The 17,568-nt window shown below is 48.0% G+C and carries 14 protein-coding genes; 3 read left to right on the forward strand and 11 right to left on the reverse strand.

Features of this window, described 5'->3' with window-relative positions:
• Positions 1-156: 156 nt before the first annotated feature.
• The 3 genes from CUN85_RS01340 to CUN85_RS01350 form a co-directional block, all read right to left on the reverse strand.
• Positions 157-2,874, reverse strand: coding sequence for a cation-translocating P-type ATPase (locus tag CUN85_RS01340; RefSeq protein ID WP_135388212.1), 2,718 nt, complete (start codon positions 2,872-2,874; stop codon positions 157-159).
• A 66-nt stretch (positions 2,875-2,940) separates the two neighbouring features.
• Positions 2,941-3,579 carry a MarC family protein gene (locus CUN85_RS01345; protein WP_135388215.1) on the reverse strand — a complete coding sequence of 213 codons (639 nt, stop codon included), beginning with the start codon at positions 3,577-3,579 and terminating at the stop codon, positions 2,941-2,943.
• Positions 3,580-3,984: 405 nt separating this feature from the next.
• A complete protein-coding gene (locus CUN85_RS01350) occupies positions 3,985-4,806 on the reverse strand; it encodes a hypothetical protein (protein WP_135388218.1) in 822 nt (273 codons plus the stop codon).
• A 411-nt stretch (positions 4,807-5,217) separates the two neighbouring features.
• Here CUN85_RS01350 and CUN85_RS01355 point away from each other — a divergent pair, with 411 nt between their 5' ends.
• Positions 5,218-5,868, forward strand: coding sequence for a peroxiredoxin (locus tag CUN85_RS01355; RefSeq protein ID WP_135388359.1), 651 nt, complete (start codon positions 5,218-5,220; stop codon positions 5,866-5,868).
• 75 nt (positions 5,869-5,943) lie between these two features.
• Here CUN85_RS01355 and CUN85_RS01360 read toward each other — a convergent pair whose 3' ends face one another.
• Positions 5,944-6,780, reverse strand: a complete 837-nt coding sequence (locus CUN85_RS01360; protein WP_135388221.1) for an MBL fold metallo-hydrolase — start codon at positions 6,778-6,780, stop codon at positions 5,944-5,946.
• A 68-nt stretch (positions 6,781-6,848) separates the two neighbouring features.
• Positions 6,849-8,141, reverse strand: coding sequence for a phosphomethylpyrimidine synthase ThiC (thiC, locus tag CUN85_RS01365; protein ID WP_135388224.1), 1,293 nt, complete (start codon positions 8,139-8,141; stop codon positions 6,849-6,851).
• 218 nt (positions 8,142-8,359) lie between these two features.
• Here thiC and CUN85_RS01370 point away from each other — a divergent pair, with 218 nt between their 5' ends.
• Positions 8,360-10,684: a DNA topoisomerase gene (locus tag CUN85_RS01370; protein ID WP_135388226.1), complete on the forward strand. Its 2,325-nt coding sequence runs from the start codon at positions 8,360-8,362 to the stop codon at positions 10,682-10,684.
• Between the two features lie 194 nt (positions 10,685-10,878).
• Here CUN85_RS01370 and CUN85_RS01375 read toward each other — a convergent pair whose 3' ends face one another.
• Complete coding sequence (locus CUN85_RS01375) at positions 10,879-11,325, reverse strand: nitroreductase family protein (RefSeq protein WP_328591214.1); 447 nt, start codon at positions 11,323-11,325, stop codon at positions 10,879-10,881.
• Here CUN85_RS01375 and CUN85_RS13575 point away from each other — a divergent pair.
• Positions 11,234-11,428 carry a hypothetical protein gene (locus tag CUN85_RS13575; RefSeq protein WP_328591210.1) on the forward strand — a complete coding sequence of 65 codons (195 nt, stop codon included), beginning with the start codon at positions 11,234-11,236 and terminating at the stop codon, positions 11,426-11,428. The genes CUN85_RS01375 and CUN85_RS13575 overlap by 92 nt on opposite strands.
• Before the next feature lie 57 nt (positions 11,429-11,485).
• Here CUN85_RS13575 and ilvC read toward each other — a convergent pair whose 3' ends face one another.
• The 5 genes from ilvC to CUN85_RS01400 form a co-directional block, all read right to left on the reverse strand.
• Positions 11,486-12,493, reverse strand: a complete 1,008-nt coding sequence (ilvC, locus tag CUN85_RS01380) for a ketol-acid reductoisomerase (RefSeq protein WP_135388232.1) — start codon at positions 12,491-12,493, stop codon at positions 11,486-11,488.
• 67 nt (positions 12,494-12,560) lie between these two features.
• Positions 12,561-13,052 carry an acetolactate synthase small subunit gene (gene ilvN, locus CUN85_RS01385; RefSeq protein ID WP_135388235.1) on the reverse strand — a complete coding sequence of 164 codons (492 nt, stop codon included), beginning with the start codon at positions 13,050-13,052 and terminating at the stop codon, positions 12,561-12,563.
• Complete coding sequence (locus CUN85_RS01390) at positions 13,049-14,746, reverse strand: acetolactate synthase large subunit (protein ID WP_135388238.1); 1,698 nt, start codon at positions 14,744-14,746, stop codon at positions 13,049-13,051. Before CUN85_RS01390 ends, ilvN begins: the two co-directional genes overlap by 4 nt.
• A 63-nt stretch (positions 14,747-14,809) precedes the next feature.
• A complete protein-coding gene (locus CUN85_RS01395) occupies positions 14,810-16,288 on the reverse strand; it encodes a (R)-citramalate synthase (RefSeq protein WP_135388241.1) in 1,479 nt (492 codons plus the stop codon).
• A gap of 137 nt (positions 16,289-16,425) precedes the next feature.
• Entirely contained in the window at positions 16,426-17,472 is a 1,047-nt protein-coding gene (locus tag CUN85_RS01400) for a M42 family metallopeptidase (protein ID WP_135388244.1), read from the reverse strand.
• Between the last annotated feature and the right edge of the window lie 96 nt (positions 17,473-17,568).

Raw genomic sequence — 17,568 nt, forward strand, 5'->3', positions numbered from 1 at the left:
TATATGAGAATATCTGAAAAGATTTTGAAGGATACTCTTTCGAAAAACCGCTTTCTGCGGGAGGACCTGGGTTCCTGTTATGTGGTCTCTCTTCTTGCGGACCGCACAACCTTTCGTCCCTGCCAAAAAGGCTACTTCAGGCAGAAGGCCTGAAGATCACCACCCGAACAGCTTGCCGACGGTAGCTGAATCCTTCCTTACAAAGTGTTTCCTTAACTCATCCGCCACAAACAGTAACAGGGCAAACGGTATGGCCAGCAGGACATATTCCAGTGGAACAGGGGTGGTATTGAATACTGCATTAAAGGATGGCTGGTACATGATAAGAGCAAGTATTATCAGCTCGCTGGCTATACCGATGAGTACCATCCTGTTACTGAACACACCTTTTGTGAAGACGGACTGCCTCCTGGTCCTTGAAGTGAACACATTTGCGATCTGGCAGACAATTACTGCGGCAAAGAAAGCCGTTATCGCCTGCCGGTAAAGAGGATCTGATAGGTCAAGCTGCTGTCCCCATACCCATCCACCGCCATAAAGGACCGCGAAATAAGATGCAAAGCCTGCAGCTGCCTCGATGGGTCCTTTTAGGCCGTAGGCAGTGAGCAATACCTGTGGTGTGAGCAGTTTCTCCTCTCTTGAACGCGGCGGACGTTTCATAATGTCTCCCTCTCCCCGTTCGATGGCAAGTGCGATTGCAGGCAGTATGTCAGTACCAAGGTCAATGGCAAGGATAAGCTGTACGTTCATTGGCAGGGGTATGGCAAGCAGCACGAAGGCTATGAAAGGCAATATCTCGGGTATATTACTTGTCAGGATATAGGCAATGAACTTCTTGATATTATCAAAGACTGTCCTTCCTTCTTCCACGGCATTCACAATAGTTGCAAAATTGTCATCAAGCAGGATCATGTCCGCGGATTCCTTGGCAACATCGGTACCGCTGCCCATGGCAACGCCCATGTCCGCGTTCTTGATCGCGGGGGCATCGTTGACACCGTCCCCTGTCATGGTGACGATCTCGCCTGCCGCCTGAAAGTTTCTTACTATCTTGAGTTTCTGAAGGGGGGAAGTACGGGCGAATATTATGCTATCTGACTGCAGTTTAAGCTCCAGTTCCTCTGGCGGCATCTTTTCAAGTTCCGCACCGGTTATCAGAACCGGCTCCCGGTTCTCACTATTGAGCCCTACTATATTCGATATGGATGTTGCAGTTACCGGATGGTCTCCTGTTATCATGACCACCTTGATGCCTGCGCGGTAGCATCTCCTGATAGATTCTTTCGCCTCGGGGCGTGCAGGGTCAAGGGCACCGGAGAAGCCCAGGAATGTGAACCCTTCCTCGTATTCCTTTATCTCATCGGCCTTCCTGAAAGCATAAGCCAATACCCTCTCGCCCCTTTCTGCCATCTGGAGGTACTCATCTTCAAGTCCGCGTTTCATCCGGCCGGTTAGCTCCTGCTCTTCCCCATCAAGCATTATGCGGTTACACAGCTTAAGGAGTACCTCCGGAGCGCCCTTGAGATAGGAGTCCATATCGCCTTCAGGGGTCCTGCATATAACCTGCATTTTCTTTACCCTTGAATCGAATGGATACTCTGCCAGCCTGGGAAACCTTTCCTGGGTTTTCCTGATATCCTTGAAATTATCCGCATAGGCCAGCAATGAACCTTCGGTGGGGTCGCCCCTGTATCCCGGAGACTCATCTGATAGTCGTGAGTTGTTGCAGACCGCAGCAACCCGCAGGAGCATCTCGGGTGGTTTCTCACCATTTTTCACATCAATGTATCCCGAGCCAGTGTGAACCGAATTCACTGCCATCTTGTTCTGTGTAAGGGTACCTGTCTTGTCGGTACAGATGACCGTGGTCGAACCCAGGGTTTCCACGGACTCGAGCTGCTTTATCAGGGCATTCCTTTTAGCCATCCTCTTGGATGCAAGGCTCAGAGCGAGCGTTACTGTAGGCAGAAGTCCTTCCGGGACATTGGCAACGATGATGCCGATGGCAAATATGAGGTTGGCAAGATATGCGTCCTGGATGAAGTAGCCTATAATAAAGAATACTATTCCCAGAAAAATAGCAATTGCGGATATAATCTTGACAAAACGGTTCAGTTCCTTACGGATGGGAGTTTCTACTGAGATCGTTTCCTCGGTAAGCAGGGATAACTTTCCTATCTGCGTATCAGGACCCGTGCTGAAAATGACAGCTTCTCCGTTACCTGTCTGCACAAGTGTACTGGAGAACACCATGTTCCTGCATTCCAGCATTTCATCGTGCGTACATTCCAGAGCTCTCAACTGGGGTTCGGCTTCACCGGTTATGGGTGAGTTGTCGACCTTCAGGCTGTTCTGCACGATGAGCCTGGCATCAGCAGGCACCTTGTCACCCTCTTCAAGATAGATAACATCCCCCGGTACCAGTTCGGAGGCAGGTAACTCCACTATCTTCCCGTCACGCCGTACCCTTGCAGTGGGGGCCATAAGGCTCTGGAAGCTTTCCATTATCCTCTGGGCCTGGTATTCCTGGATGAATGTGAAGGTCGAGTTAAGTATGACCACACCCAGAAGGGCGATGGCGATGAAAATATTACCCTGGCCGGGATCCAGGTATTCGGCGATGAACGATAATGATGAGCCAAACAGTAATAATACGGCAAAGAAGTTCCTGTACTGTTTAAGGTATTTCTTCAGCAGACCTTCCTTTTCCTTCTTTGCAAGAACGTTAGCTCCGCAGACATCTTTGCGTTTCAGTGCCTCTTCAGAAGAAAGTCCCTCTGCTTTTGTGTTCAGTCTGCGAAGGAATTCTTTAAGCTCGATGGTATGTTCATCACCACTGGAGGTACATTGAAAGTCCTCCTCTTCAGATGCCATATCCCTAACCCCTATGAGCTTATGCACAGCTGCAATAAAAGAGTTGCTCCGGGGTTAGGATATTTTTTACATGCTACTGAAAGAGATGTAGATATTCCATATTCCTATGACAATGAAATTCACTGCCAGTGCGGCAAGTAAGAGTCCCATGAGCCTGGTGAATACCAGCATTCCGGTGTATCCCATGAACTTATATATCCTTCTTGAGAAGTGGAACAGGACCAGGCCAATCCCGAAAGTGACAAGTATTGCAAGAATTACAAAGCCGCTCTGCATCATCGATTCCGCACTTCCCATTAATACAATGACCGTGGTTATGGTACCCGGACCTGTCAACAGTGGCAGTGCGATAGGAAATATCCATATGTCACTTCTGTCTATGGACTTGTCTATCTCACCCTTGGTTATACTCTCACGGGAAACCTTTGCAAGTATCATATCAAATGCTACGACAAACAGGAGGATACCACCTGCAACCCTGAGGGAATCTATGGTTATGCCGAAGAAATCCAGTATCATCTCTCCGGTAACTGCAAAGAATATGGCTATGACGCTGGCAAGGATGACCGATTTATTAGCAATTATGTTCTTTTCTTCATAGGTTACGTTGTTGGTCAGTGAAACGAAGGTCACCACTGCGCTCGGAGGGCTTACTATCGCAAACAAAGATGCAAAAGCAGTTAGAAAGAAAACCAAGTCGTCCAAAAGTGATACCTCCTTTGGTCCATACCAATAGATGGGGGCTTACATAACTTTTGTGGTAGTGCTGATACTGCCGGAAGTGAAGTTCCTTCAGACATTTTATTATTTTATTGAAATTTCTGGCATTGAATCCTCAGGTATAACTGTATTTACTTTTCACTTAGTAAAAGCCTTATGGTGCTGAAAATCGTTTAAAGACAAACATATTTGAATTATAGTTCTGATTGTTTTGGGCATTATATAGTTATCTTTATATATGATGTATCCTATTAACGCCGTCAACCAGAATAAAATAATACTCTGGTATTAGTGGCATGGGGTCTATATCCATCTATACTACCTCCTTCAAAAGCCTCATCCCGCTAAGAACGGCTCCGGTCTCCACCCGGAGCCATTTTTTGATCTCAATCACATTCTTTTTCTGAGTGACCATGCAAAGTAACTTAACAACAGGTTAAGCCCTGAGAAAATGATCGACAATATGGAAAACCCTAGCAGATATATGTTATATCTCAATATTTCTCCCGCTACATTCCTGGGGTCGGCATATATCACAAAGGCAAGGGTATTGGCAACAATCAGGACAATGAAGATAACAGGCAGTCCTCGTGTGGCTCCTTTCAGGTCCGCCCTGCTCAGGGCTATATGAGATGAGACTCCAATGGACAGTAAAATGTAGATCCAGAAGTTAATGTTCACAAGATTTGCCGGATCGGCCAGACTTGCGAGCAGTCCTGTCAGGAAAGTGGCTACGGAGGCCATAAAAGAGGAGCCGGACAGGGTGCTGCCGGTAAAAACCGCCAGCTGGCCCGAAAAGCTGCTGAACAATTCGGGTAGTAATATATACATACTACCGATCAGAACAACATTCCCGCTCAGGATGGGGCCGATGCCAATGAAGAAGTTGCCCATGCTCTGGTAAAGGCTAGTCCTGCTATAACTGTGTTGTACATATCCCAGGGTGGCGTCGCTGGCTTTAAGATCCAGCAATTTTACTTTCCTGATTCTGTGCCTGAACATCCAGCACATGAGCAGGTGTCCTGTCTCATGCACAGGTACTCCGATCCATGCGGTCAGGAGAATCGCTTTCTTTCCAAAACTCTGGCGCAGGTAATTATTCGAAAGTCGTTCCATATATCCCAGCAGGAGCCCTATCAATAATACCGGTCCTGCAAAGGCCAGTAGTTCCAGCAGGCTTAGCTGGATTATCATGCCGATCTCCCTGATCATATTATTCCTCCTGCTGTCCGGCCCTGTGCGGACTATTTTTCATAACAGATTAAAAGGCCATTATTTACAGGGGTAGTTTACGGATAAGTACTTATTCAATAAAACTAGGATAATTCCTAGTAGCGGGTAATATGTGGGGAAAGGATGATAGTTCTACCTGCTCAGCCAGGGGTGTTCCTCACACTTAGCCTGAAGGTGATATCAATGGATGAGAAAAGGGATACAAGAAAGCATATTGAAAATCAGTTCCGTGAGATGCGTGATTATATTTCCAGAAATGTCAGAGACCTCGAACTGGAAAAAGAGTTCGATAAACAGGCAAGGGAAATCACCGAGTACGTGGACCAGAACATCAAGAAGTTCAGGGGTGGCACGGCAGATCCGACCACTGGTGAGACCACGGGACATTCTATGCCACTGATAGGTGACGATGCTCCCTCCTTCACTGCGGTAACGACAGCCGGTGAGATCAACTTCCCCAAAGATTACAGGGATAAGTGGGTCATACTCTTCAGCCATCCGGCGGATTTCACACCTGTGTGCACGACCGAGTTCATGACATTTGCGAGCATGCAGGATGAGTTCAAGGCTCTCAACTGCGAGCTTATCGGATTGTCCATCGACAGCATATACGCACACATTGCATGGCTGAGGACGATCAGGGAGAAGATAGAGTATAAGGGAATGAAAGATGTGGAGATCACATTCCCTGTGATCGAAGATCTGAAAATGGAAGTGTCAAGGAAATATGGTATGCTGCAGCCACGTGCATCGGACACCCAGGCTGTCAGGGCTGTATTTATGATCGATCCCAGGGCCAAGGTCCGGGCGATACTTTACTATCCGCTCTCCAACGGAAGGAATATGGACGAGATAAAAAGGCTTTTGCAGGCATTGCAGAAATCCGATGCAGAAGGTATTGCAACCCCTGCAAACTGGCAACCCGGCGATGATGTAATAATCCCTCCGCCTGGCTCCTGCGGGGCTGCTAAGGAACGGATGGAAGCCAAAGAGGAATCAAAGTACTGCCTTGACTGGTTCATGTGTTTCAAGAAAGGATGATCTGATCAAAGGACCGGAAACGGTCCACAATACTTTTTTTCATAAGCAGGGGTCACAGCAGATCCGTGGCCGGGCTCAATATTGAATTTCAAGCCCGACACCGACCTCTTCTATGTTGCATGCATGTGAGAGTGCGATCTTTGACATAAGGTCGATGCAATGACAGGCGTGAACTCTCTGCGGTTTTGTTTTCTCCAGGTGATCCATAGTGCCCTCCAATCGCTCTGTGGAAGGCCTGAGCAAATGGAACCCTCCTACGATGTCGACTATGCGCTCCTCTTTACACACTTCCTTTGCATAACGGATGATGTTGCATATGCCCGAATGCGAACAACCGGTGATGATCACCAGTCCGCTGACGGTCTTGAAGACCATCGCAGTGTCATCTAAAATGCTGTCCGGGCTACTGTGATCATCTTCAATGATACAGCCAATCGTCTCCTTTGCCTCAAAATCGAATACGCGGGGGATCTGTCCCAGAAAAACCAGCTGTTCGGATATCCACATGGGGTCCCGGGAGTGCCTGATCTCCATGCAGGTGGCAAGCCGGTCTTCGGAGACCAAAGCACCGATCTCTCCTGCTCCTTGCTGGTATTTTCTTTTAAATGCCAGGGGGTGTGCCAGTAGTACTGGTCTTTTGTACTGTCTGCCTTCAAGACCGGCTTCTGTGAAAAGACGTAACAGAGGCTCGAGTCCTCCTGTATGGTCCAGGTGTCCGTGTGAGATAACGATATAGTCAAGTTCAAGCAGGTCGATACCCATCTTTTGTGCATTCCGTATGAATACATCGCTGTATCCCGTATCGAAAAGCACCTTTGATCCATTCTCTTCCAGGAGATATGAAACCCCCGGCTCTCCCAGGTAGTACTTGTCTATCAGGGTATTATTGTCCGTAAGGACGGTCAGTTTCATAGGTAAAAGAAGGTGTCCGGTATTAATAAGATTTTTAGCTCTTCAAATTTGAAAAACAAGGAAAAAGGTCAATTCTGTTTCTTTTCCTTCTCTTCCTCAAGTGCCTTGCTAACTATTTTCATAGCGCAGAGGTCTCCGCACATGGAGCATGCATCACTGCCTGTTATGCGGCTCTCCCTGATACTTCTTGCACGCTCACCATCGATCGCAAGGCTGTATTGTGTTTCCCAGTCAAGGTTTTTGCGGGCTGTTGCCATTTTATCATCGACCGCCCTTGCACGCTCTTTTTGCCCTTCCTTGGTAAGGTCTGCTGCATGGGCTGCTATCTTTGTGATAATGGTACCCTCCCGGATGTCATCGTTTGTCGGGAGCGCAAGGTGCTCGGCTGGTGTTGTCATACAAAGGAAATCAGTGCCGCACATGCCAGCAAAGGTTCCTCCGATGGCTCCGGTTATGTGGTCATAGCCCGGGGCGATATCGGTCACAAGGGGGCCCAGCAGATAGAGGGGTGCATCATCACAGAGGCTTTTCATTCCCTTTACACTGAGCTCGATCTCATCGATCGGAACGTGTCCGGGGCCTTCTACAAAGCACTGGATATTCGCTTCCCTTGTGCGTCTTACAAGCTCTCCGAGAGTTATGAATTCCAGAAATGAAGGTCCGTCAGAAGCATCATGTATGCATCCCGGTCTCATGCCATCTCCGAGACTTATTGCCATATCATACTCCTGTGCTATTTCCAGCAGGTAATCATATTCTGAGTAGAAGGGATTGTCCTCTCCGTTATGCAGCATCCACGCAAGGGTGAATGAACCTCCCCTGCTGACAATATCTGTTATCCTGTTACCCTGCTTGATCCTCTTAAGGGAGTCCTGGTTCACACCTGCATGTATGGTGACAAAATCAATTCCATCCTTTGCATGTTTGCGTACGGCATTGAACATGTCATCGGAGGTCATATCCACAACAGCTTCCTGTGAAGCTGCAGCCTGGTATATGGGAACGGAACCTATGGGGATGTTCACAGCATCCATTATCTTTTTCCTTATAAGGTCCAGATCCCCGCCGGTGGACAGGTCCATGAGCGCATCAGCACCGAAAGCTTCTGCAGTCTTTGCTTTCTCTATCTCATCATCGATGTTGATATGGTCACGTGACGTTCCTATATTGGCATTTATCTTTGTACTGAGATATTTTCCTATGCCTACGACCCTGCAATCCCTGGCAGGATTATTGGGTATACTGATGAGTCCTCTGGCAACACATGAACAGATGGTTCTGGCGTCAATGCCCTCATCCCTGGCAACCGCTTCTATCTGAGGTGTGATGATCCCGCGTTTTGCATCTTCCATTAATGTCATTAATTACTCCTTCACTGCTGCATCTGTATGGGCTGCAATATAATCTCAGCCCATATATATGTTTCACAAATGTGATTTATTTATGGGAATCTGGGCGGGTTTTGACAAAGGCGGTCCTTTCATATCTGAATAGCAGTCTTCTGCCTTATTTTGTATCTCTTAATACTTTCACTCCGCAAGCTCAATTCTTATCTAATATCAAATCATTAAGGTCCAACATGTCTATAGTCGTATTCACGGAAAAGAACAAGGCAGCTGCTCAAATTGCGGGAATTCTCAGCGGAGGCGGATTCAACCGTGCATCAATAGATGGTATTCCGGTCTACGACTTCAAAAAAAATGGAAAAGAATGGCGCATAATGGGCCTTTCCGGGCATATAATGGGCTATGATTTCCCTCCTGAGTACAACAACTGGAAGGAATGCGACCCTGCAGTACTCCTTGATATTGACCCTGTAAAGAATGTACTAAAAAAACCATATGCTATCGCCATCTCAAAACTTGCGGGCCATGCAGATGAGCTTATCCTTGCGTGCGACTTTGACAGGGAAGGGGAAAACATTGGTTTTGAGGCCAGGTCAATAGCACAAAAAGTTTCAAAGGCTCCTGTAAAAAGGGCACGTTTCTCTTCTCTGTCTGCAGGTGAGATAAATCAGGCATTTGAAAATCTTCTGGAGCCTGATGAAAACCTGGCAATGTCTGCCGAGGCGCGCCAGATACTCGACCTGAGGATGGGTGCTGCTTTCACAAGGTTTCTGACGCTTGCTGTCCGGGAGAGGGCTCACACCAAGGGCGTTATTTCAATCGGGCCCTGTCAGACTCCTACATGTGGCTTCGTCTATGAACGTGAAAGGCTGATTCGGGATTTTGAATCTAAGGATTTCTGGAAGATCGAGGGTTTGTTCTCTTATTCAGGTAAGGACTTTATGGGAACACATCGGGGCGGACATATCTATGATAAGGCAAAGGCCGATGGTATATTCAGGCGTATAAAGGACTGCAAGAAAGGTATTGTTGCAAAGAAGAGCGAGAAAGAGTCCGCAATTAATCCTCCTTATCCGTTGAACACCACCGAGTTTCTCAAACGAGCCTCCAAGTTTCTGGGAATAAGTCCTGATACTGCCCTTGAGGTCGCTGAACAGTTATATCTTGCCGGTTTCACAAGTTATCCGAGGACCGAGACCAACAAATATGCAGATGATTTTGATTTTAAGGCCAGTTTGATCGGTTTCAGCTCTGGCGAGTTCCGTGAACAGGTCCTGGCCATACTTTCCCAGCCTGAGATTAGATGCAGGAACGGAACGCGGGACGGGCATGACCATCCTCCTATCTATCCCATTAAAGCTGCAAACAGGCAGGAAGTCGAGAAAAATGTAAGGATGCCGGATGTCTGGAAGGTCTATGACCTTATAGTCCGGCATTTCATTGCTAACCTGATGCCCCCTGCAGTATTTGATAAGACCCGTCTGGAAGTTCATGTGAGGGATGAGATATTCGATACCACGGGTTCGATAATGAAGGATGCCGGCTGGCTGGCCGTATATCCTTTCGAGACCAAGAACGATAAGTTCCTGCCAAATGTGGAACTTAATAAGGAAGTCGATGTCAAAAAGATCAGCAATACCAAGTCCAGGACAACTCCTCCCAAGAGGCTGACCGAGGCTGAACTGCTGACGCTGATGGATAAGAACGGGATCGGGACCAAAGCCACTGCTCCCTCTCATATTGAGACCAATAAGAAACGAGGCTATTTTGAAACGAAGGGCAAGTCCATTGCGATCCTTGACACAGGTTTTACTCTCATGGAATCGCTGGATTCCACTGTGCCGATCCTGGTCAAGCCTGATATCCGTGCTCGTATCGAGGCTCTTATACAGGATGTAGAGGACGGGCAAAAGACGTTTGAGAATTCGCTGGAGGAAGGCTCCCATCTGATCAAAGAGATGTACTCCCAGCTCTCTTCGGGCAAGGAGCAGATAGTCATGAAGATGGCCGGGACCATAACCGATGAGAACATATCGTCGGATAAAAAGAACTTCATCGGCGAATGTCCGGAATGTGGAAGGATGCTTCGTATCATTAATACGGATAAGGGCAGGTTCGTAGGCTGCAGCGGTTATCCGACATGCAAGAAGACCTACTCTCTCCCGAAGACCGGTGCACTAACTGTGATGCGGTCAAAAGAGTGCAAAAAAGAAGGTGTTGCCATCGTCAAGGTGGGTAACAAATATCATTGGTCTGTTGGTATGGGTCCGTGTTTTACGTGTGATTCGGAAAAGGTTTGTTTTCCCCCTGATGTGGTCGGACCATGTCCTAAGTGTGATGGGTCTATGTTCATACTGACCACCAAGGATACAAGGTTTCTGGCCTGTACCAACAGGTGCGGGTATACACAGTCCCTTCCGAAGGAGGGCAGACTTACGATACAGAAGAAATGCGGCCAGTGCGACTGGAAACAAATCCGTCTCAAGGCTAAGGATAAAGATGCAACGGAAATGTGCATAAATCTGAGGTGTGCCTCGAGAAGGCCAAACAGAAGTTAATAAGGCAAACTTGATTTAATGCCAAGGCAAGTATTGTTGAATTAACTAGTATTTTTTGACACATATTTATATATGAGGAAAACATTCAGTGAATTAGAGGCGAAGATAAGCTACAACCAAATTGCAATCATTTATCCTTTTGGTTGGGTCTGCTATACCTCCAATTCATCTCCACAATGATCATCTTCGTCTCTCTACCTCCATTTTCTTGAACATTTTTCCTCAAAACATACCTCTTTGAGACCTTTTCTGCTTGTGCCGGAAGCTTCTTGTGCAGGATGGCCGATAGCAATTACTGCCATAAGTTCCATTGACCCGGGGCAACTAAGAATCAAGTTAACTTTCTCTTTACTATTCAATATCTCTCCCAGCCAGACCGCGCCAAGCCCCAGGTCACAGCATGAAAGAAGCATGTTCTGTATGGCAGCACCTATGGCCTGGATGTCCTTTGTCCGATTGTACATGGTCTCCTGGTCAAGAAATACCGCTATCAGCAGAGGAGCGCTTCTGATCACTTTTGCGTAATGGGTGCAATCTTCCATCTTCTCCATGGTATCTCTGTTCTGGATGACAATGAATTTCCATGGCTGGTTGTTCAGGCCCGAGGGTGCCCATCTTGCGGCATTGACAATGGTCTCTATATCCTCGCGGCTGACCTTCTCTTCAGTAAATTCCCTTATACTTCTTCTTGATAGTATAGTCTCTATTGTTGCTGGCAGTTCAATACCTCCGGTTATGATGTAACTATAATGTAATAAACTACGTTAATAAGAAATAAAAAAGATGTGCAGGCCTTCAGGCCTACTTTTCGTTGAGTTCGCTGTTTAGCCAGGGCATCTTTGCTCTGATCTGCTTACCAACAACTTCGAGTGGATGCTCCCTGTCTTGTCTTTCCATGGCAGTGAGCACGGGCCTGTTTGCCTTTCCCTCAAGTACGAACTCGCGGGCAAACTCACCGTTCTGTATCCTCTCAAGAGCATCATACATGGCTTCCCTGGAAAGCTCGTTGATGACCTGCGGGCCCACGGTCATACCGCCATATTCTGCAGTGTTGGATACTGAGTACCACATCTTGTCAAGTCCGCCCTCGTGGATGAGGTCAACTATGAGCTTCAGCTCATGACAGGTCTCAAAATATGCCATCTCGGGCTGGTAGCCGGCTTCCACAAGCACCTCGAAGGAGGTCTTGATAAGTGAGGCCACGCCACCGCACAGGTCAACCTGTTCTCCGAAGAGATCGGTCTCTGTCTCCTCCCTGAAGCTTGTCTCATAAACTCCTGCACGGGTACATCCGACACCCTTTGCATGTGCGAGTGCCATCTGTTTAGCATTGCCTGTAGCATCCTGGAACACAGCTATAAGGCCCGGTACTCCTGCACCATCCCTGTAGGTCCTTCTGACCAGATGGCCGGGGCTCTTTGGAGCTACCATGTAAACATCTATGTCTTCCTGTGGTCTGATTTGATTGTAGTGGATGTTAAAACCATGTGAGAACACGATGGCATTCCCTGCTTCAAGACCGGGTTCGATCTGGCTGTAGTATATATCTGACTGTACCTCGTCGGGCAGAAGTATCTGCACGACATCCGCAGCCTTTGCAGCCTCAGAAACTGTCATGACCTTCAATCCGTCATCTTCTGCCTGTTTCCAGCGTTTGCTGCCCTTTCGCAGACCTACGACCACATCAAGTCCCGAATCATGAAGATTCTGGGCCTGTGCATGTCCCTGGCTTCCGTAACCCATCACTGCTATTTTCTTATCTTTCAATATGTCAAGATCTGCATCGTTATCATAGAACATCTGTGCCATTGTCTAGTACCTCTCCTGGAATAATATGGAATAACTACCTATGAAATATTTGCTGTTAACTGTACTTTCAGCTTGAAACACCTTTCGCCCCCCTTCTCAGGGCGACCTTGCCCGTTCTCACCATCTCCTTTATGCCGAAGGGGCGGAATAGCTGCTCGATAGCATCGATCTTTGTCTCATCTCCCGTAACCTCTATTATCACTGACCGCGGGGCAACATCAATGATCCTGGCACGGAATATGTCGGCTATCTGCATGATCTCCGAGCGGTTGTTCACATCAGAGCTAACCTTGAAAAGCGCCAGCTCCCTTTCTACCGTTTCTTCGGATTTAAGGTCGGTTACCCTGATCACATCGATGAGCTTGTTGAGCTGTTTTGTGACCTGTTCGAGAACATCGTCATCTCCTTTTACAACAATGGTCATACGGGAGATCGTGGGGTCTTCAGTGATTCCTACTGTCAGGCTGTCAATATTGTAGCCTCTCCTTGAGAACATGCCTGCGACTCTTGTGAGTACACCGTGTTTGTTCTCAACCAGAACTGAAAGTGTATGCCTCATTTTTTCCTCTCCAGGTCAAGTATCTCGTTGATCGCAGCACCCGCAGGTACCATTGGTGAGACGTTCTCCTCACATTCGACAATGAAATCGATCAGTGTAGGTCTTCCCGATGCAATTGCCTCCTCTATTGCAGGGCGCACCTCATCACGTTTGGTCGCCCTTATTCCCAGAGCTCCATAGGCTTCTGCAAGTTTTACGAAGTCAACACTGTTCTGAATGCAGGTTGACGAGTATCTTCTCTCATAAAAGAGCTCCTGCCACTGCCTGACCATCCCGAGGTAACCATTATTGAAAATAACTATTATGACCGGAACATTCTCCTGCACAGCCGTAGCCATCTCCTGTGAGTTCATCTGGAAAGAGCCGTCTCCTGAAACATCGAAGACTACCTTGTCGGGTCTGCCTATCTTGGCTCCAATGGCTGCGGGGAAGCCGTATCCCATGGTCCCGAGCCCGCCTGAGGATATGAAGGTCCGTGGTTCCTTATACCTGAAGTACTGCGCAGCCCACATCTGATGCTGCCCTACTTCAGTAACGATAATAGCATCCTCGCAAGCCTCTCTTATCTGCTCGATGATGTACTGGGGCTTGATGCCATCTCCTGTGGCAGGTCCTATGTAGTGCAGAGGATATTGCTGTTTCCATTCCTCCACCTTTTTCAGCCATTCTTCGGACTGAGCTTTTTCAGCATATTTCATAAGGTGGGAAAGGATCCATTTTGCATCGCCTACTATCGGAATGTCTACTTTTATATTCTTTGATATCTCTGCCGGATCGATATCAATATGGATTATCTTTGCGTTGGCTGCAAATGACTTCAGCTTACCCGTGACCCTGTCATCGAACCTTACGCCGACAGCAATGAGAAGGTCTGATTCCTGGATCGCATAGTTTGCGTACTTGGTTCCGTGCATACCCGGCATTCCCATGAACAGCGGATGGTCACCAGGGAATCCTCCCATTCCCGTCAGGGTGGTGGTAACAGGTGCCTGGATCTTTTCTGCGAGCTTTGTAAGCTCTCCTGCCGCGTCAGAACTGATAATTCCTCCTCCTGCGTATATTACCGGGTTCTTTGATCTTTTGATCTCAGATGCAGCTTTCTTTATCTGCTGGATGTTACCGTGGTAAGTGGGATTGTACCCGCGCAGCTCCACTTTGTCCGGGTAATAGAAGTCTATTTCATCCGTTGTGATATCCTTGGGCAGATCTACAAGTACGGGTCCCGGTCTTCCTGTGGAAGCGATATGGAATGCCTCCTTGATTATCCGGGGGAGCTCCCTGGCATCCTGTACAAGATAATTGTGTTTGGTGATCGGCATTGTTATGCCTGTGATGTTCGCTTCCTGGAATGCGTCGTTACCGATCATCAAACTTGGCACCTGGCCGGTAAAAGCCACCATGGGTATGGAGTCCATGTAAGCGTTCGCAATGCCTGTGACCAGGTTCGTTGCGCCCGGGCCGGATGTTGCCAGGCATACGCCGGTCTTGCCCGTTGCCCTTGCATACCCTTCTGCAGCATGAGCTGCGGCCTGTTCATGGCGTACAAGTACATGGCGTATGTTCGAATCATACAGTTCGTCATAAATGGGAAGCAGGACTCCTCCGGGGTATCCGAAAATAGTATCAACGCCTTCCCTGTACAGGCACTCTATGAGGGCTCTTGCACCTGTCATTTTTTCAGTTGATCCTGTCATATAAATCCTCTATATAATATGTTTTACAATGATCTTTATCTTTTTGCAGATATCCTGGTCGGCTCATATAAGACGGTTGATACCGTTGAGAAGAGCTTCTACGGATGCCATTACTATGTCTGTACGGGCTCCTCTTGAAGTGACCATCTTTCCATCCTTTGATAGCTTCACAAGTACCTCTACCAGAGCATCGGTACCTCCGCTGATAGCATCCACATGGTATTCCTCAAGTTGCACATCCCCAATGCTTGCAACACCTTTTCTGATACTTGCCAGGGTCGCATCCACAGGTCCGTCTCCGATACCTGCCTCGACAACCTCTCTGCCATCCACCCTGAGTTTCACGGATGCTGTTGGAGTGACCTTGTTCCCGGAAACAACAGTGTATTCTTCCAGGATGACCTTGGCCTCTCTCTGGATATTGAGCACTGTCTCGGCTATGGACTGCAGGTCTGCGTCAGTGACTTTCTTTCCATGGTCTCCGAGCTCCTTTACACGGGCAAGTATCTCATGTAGCTCGATGTCGTCAACCTCAAATCCCATCTCTTTTACTGCAAGTGTTACAGAGCTCTTGCCTGCATGCTTGCCTAGCACGATCTTACGTTCCCTGCCGATAACATCCGGCTTGATGGGTTCGTAGGTCGATGTATCCGCCAACAGGCCGTGTACGTGAATGCCTGCCTCGTGGGTGAAAGCATTTCCGCCCACTAAAGATTTGTTCGGAGCCACAGGTATGCCTGTCAGCCTGCTCACAAGCCTTGATGTCTTGAAGATCTCCTTTGTATTAATGCCGGTATTGCATTTGTATAACCATTCAATGGTCATGACGACTTCTTCCAGCGACGTGTTGCCTGCCCGCTCACCAATGCCGTTCATAGTTACATGTGCCTGCTTTGAACCTGCTCTTAAGGCTGCAATGGTATTGGCGGTGGCAAGTCCGAAATCGTCGTGGCAGTGTATGCTTACGGGTGCTTTTACGGCAGATGTGATATCCCTGAACATCTCATCGGTCTTCTCAGGAACCAGTAATCCGACCGTGTCACAGAAACATAACCTGTCAGCTCCTGCCTGCACACCATCGATGTATAAGGACTTCAAAAACTCCAGGTCCGCCCTTGAGGCATCCTCGCCGCTGAGCTCTACGATCAGGCCATGCTCTTTGGCATACTCGGTAGTGTCCACAGCCATCTGCCTAACGGTTTCCCTGTCCTTGCGTAACTTAACGCTTATATGGAGATCGGATACGGGTGCTACAAGGTGGATCGAGTCCACATCACAGGCAAGTGCATGGTCCACATCCTGCTTCATGATCCTGCAGTAGCTGCATATCTCTGCGTTTAACCCTTCAGCGACCACTGCTCTTATCGACTCGCGTTCACCTTCGGATGTGATGGCGGATCCCGCCTCGATCACATTGACGCCTAACTCATCCAGCTTTGTGGCAATTGCCACCTTGTCCTCGCTGCTAAGTGCTACGCCTGGTGTCTGTTCGCCGTCTCTGAGAGTTGTGTCTAAAAACCGGACATTTTCAAATAATATAATCCCTCACATTTTCTGATCTGTTATCCAATAACAGCCTACAGGGATATTACGAAGTGCTATATATGTATAGCGATGAATCTATCACGATTGTACACAAAAAAAGTATGGCGGGGAGAGCCCCGTCAGCCAGATCAGGATCAGAAATAGTCGTTTACGTTCTGCACTGCCTTTGTAAGCAGGTCTGCAGAGTATTTGAGGTCAGCAAGATCAAGCACTTCTACGGGTGAGTGGATATACCTGGTTGCTACACTCAGCACACCTGTGGGGATCCCGTCCCTTGTAAGATGGATCGCAGTTGCATCGGTGGTACCGCCGTCTCCTACGTCCAGCTGGTAGGGAATATCGTTCTTCTCGGCAGTTTCCCTCAGCCATTTGATCACCCGGGGTGATGCAATGATGCCACGGCCGGAAGCGTCTACGACGGTGATGACCCCTCCCTTTCCGGTCTCAAGCACAGAATCCTTTTTCTCAATACCGGGATGGTCGCCGGGTATGGTCGTATCAATGGCTATGGCTACATCCGGATTTAGTCCGAAGGCTGATGTGCGTGCGCCTTTGAGTCCCACCTCTTCCTGTACGGTTCCCACAACATAGAGGGTTGCCTTTAAGTCCATCTTAGAGAGCTGCTTCATTGTCTCGATCACGATGGCACAGCCTGCCCTGTTGTCAAAGGCTTTTCCTGTTATCTTGCCGTTTGCAAGCTTTTTAACTTCCCTGTCCATGGATATAGGGGTGCCTACTTCGATACCCATCTTTTCAGCATCTTCCTTGTCGCTGGCTCCCACGTCGATGAACATATCATCTGACTTGATGGGTTTTTTCCTGTCCTCCTCTTTCATCACATGGGGTGGCTTGGAACCGATGACCCCCGGGATCGGGCCTTTGCTGGTATGCACGATGACCCTCTGGCTGTGCAGTGTCTGGTCAAACCAGCCTCCGATCGTCACGAACCTCAAAAAGCCCTTTTCATCGATATATTTTACCATCAGCCCTATCTCGTCCATATGGGCCGCGAGCATAATGGAGGGACCATCACCTTTCTTGACAACAATGAGGTTCCCCATCTTGTCAGTTCTCATCTCGTCTGCATAAGGCTTAAGCTCCTCTTCTAAAATGGCCTGTATGTTTCCCTCACTACCGGATATGCCATGAGCATTGGATAATTTTGTAATCAGTTCTTCCATTGTTATCATCTTTTAACTTTAGTCAGGAAAGAATGGAATTGCAGGAATATAAGTTTTGAGTAACGAAAAAAAGAGCTTGAACAAAAAAGAAAGAAA

The organism is Methanolobus halotolerans (assembly GCF_004745425.1).
GTDB lineage: Archaea > Halobacteriota > Methanosarcinia > Methanosarcinales > Methanosarcinaceae > Methanolobus > Methanolobus halotolerans.

Coding starts and splice junctions, on each gene's coding strand:
- ilvN (WP_135388235.1), bottom strand. CDS start 13,052: ATGAGGCATACACTTTCAGTTCTGGTTGAGAACAAACACGGTGTACTC.
- CUN85_RS01340 (WP_135388212.1), bottom strand. CDS start 2,874: ATGGCATCTGAAGAGGAGGACTTTCAATGTACCTCCAGTGGTGATGAA.
- ilvC (WP_135388232.1), bottom strand. CDS start 12,493: ATGGCACAGATGTTCTATGATAACGATGCAGATCTTGACATATTGAAA.
- thiC (WP_135388224.1), bottom strand. CDS start 8,141: ATGACATTAATGGAAGATGCAAAACGCGGGATCATCACACCTCAGATA.
- CUN85_RS01400 (WP_135388244.1), bottom strand. CDS start 17,472: ATGGAAGAACTGATTACAAAATTATCCAATGCTCATGGCATATCCGGT.
- CUN85_RS01390 (WP_135388238.1), bottom strand. CDS start 14,746: ATGACAGGATCAACTGAAAAAATGACAGGTGCAAGAGCCCTCATAGAG.
- CUN85_RS01350 (WP_135388218.1), bottom strand. CDS start 4,806: ATGATCAGGGAGATCGGCATGATAATCCAGCTAAGCCTGCTGGAACTA.
- CUN85_RS13575 (WP_328591210.1), top strand. CDS start 11,234: ATGGTATCTCTGTTCTGGATGACAATGAATTTCCATGGCTGGTTGTTC.
- CUN85_RS01355 (WP_135388359.1), top strand. CDS start 5,218: ATGCCACTGATAGGTGACGATGCTCCCTCCTTCACTGCGGTAACGACA.
- CUN85_RS01360 (WP_135388221.1), bottom strand. CDS start 6,780: ATGAAACTGACCGTCCTTACGGACAATAATACCCTGATAGACAAGTAC.
- CUN85_RS01370 (WP_135388226.1), top strand. CDS start 8,360: ATGTCTATAGTCGTATTCACGGAAAAGAACAAGGCAGCTGCTCAAATT.